Here is a 1,012-nt window from a genome sequence, read left to right on the forward strand (position 1 = left end):
TGCTGATTGAAAATGGCCTGCCATGTGCTGAAGTAACGTTCCGTACTGAGGATGCCGCTTTAGCGATCAAAAACATGCGCGAAGCGTACCCAGAGATGTTGATTGGCGCGGGAACTGTGCTGACAAGCGCACAAGTGGATGAAGCGATTGATGCGGGCGTGGACTTTATTGTGAGCCCAGGTTTCAACCCAACTACGGTGAAATACTGCCAACAGCGTAACGTGACCATCGTCCCTGGTGTCAACAACCCAAGCTTGGTTGAGCAAGCGATGGAAATGGGTCTGCGTACGCTGAAGTTTTTCCCAGCAGAACCGTCAGGCGGCGTCGCGATGCTAAAAGCATTATCTGCGGTTTATCCTGTAAAATTCATGCCAACCGGTGGCGTGAGCCCAAGCAATGTTAAAGATTACTTGTCTATTTCTTCAGTCTTAGCGTGTGGTGGTACTTGGATGGTACCCGGCGATTTGATTGACAACGAGCAATGGGATGAACTGGCGAAGCTGGTTCGTGAAGTTGCGGGAATTATCGAATAATTCCTCACCCCGGTTAGCGCCGAGAACTATCGTAGATAGTCGAACGATCTTTTGAGCAATTTGCCAACGCCTGCGGCTCCACCGTAGGCGTTTTTTTATATGCAGTTTTGGCGAGTTAAAAATCCAACTTTCCATTAGGCGCGACACAAAACAACGCGCCCAACACGGTTTACTTACCCATTTACTTACTTAGTTTTTTGTTTCTGCCAAGCACGTTTAGAGTGCAGGGTAGGTTGTAGTAGGAACAAGCTAAACAGCAACACGATGCAGCCAATTGCGACAAAGATGGATTGAGAAGAGCCCGCTAACACGACGCCGGCAAGAATCAGTAACATGCCCGCCGACGCTGTGATGGAGCCGACATAAAGTCCTTGCTTATGATTGATAGGGGACTGCTCCTCGTCGCTGATCGGTGTGGCTAGTTGAATCGCAAGTGCAGTGCGACTTTGCTGGATTGATGGTGGCTCTTTGGCATAAAA

Annotated in this window: 1 protein-coding gene and 1 pseudogene; one reads left to right on the forward strand and one right to left on the reverse strand. The window is 49.2% G+C overall.

Annotated features, from left to right (window positions below):
* The coding region (locus R8N49_RS25295; RefSeq protein WP_318190232.1) for a bifunctional 4-hydroxy-2-oxoglutarate aldolase/2-dehydro-3-deoxy-phosphogluconate aldolase at window positions 1-533 on the forward strand (533 nt) is incomplete at its 5' end.
* Between the two features lie 185 nt (window positions 534-718).
* On the opposite strand, the pseudogene R8N49_RS25300 reads toward R8N49_RS25295, so the two are convergent.
* Window positions 719-1,012: pseudogene (locus tag R8N49_RS25300) on the reverse strand (transporter); the annotation flags it as partial.

This window comes from Vibrio sp. 1978 (assembly GCF_033344345.1).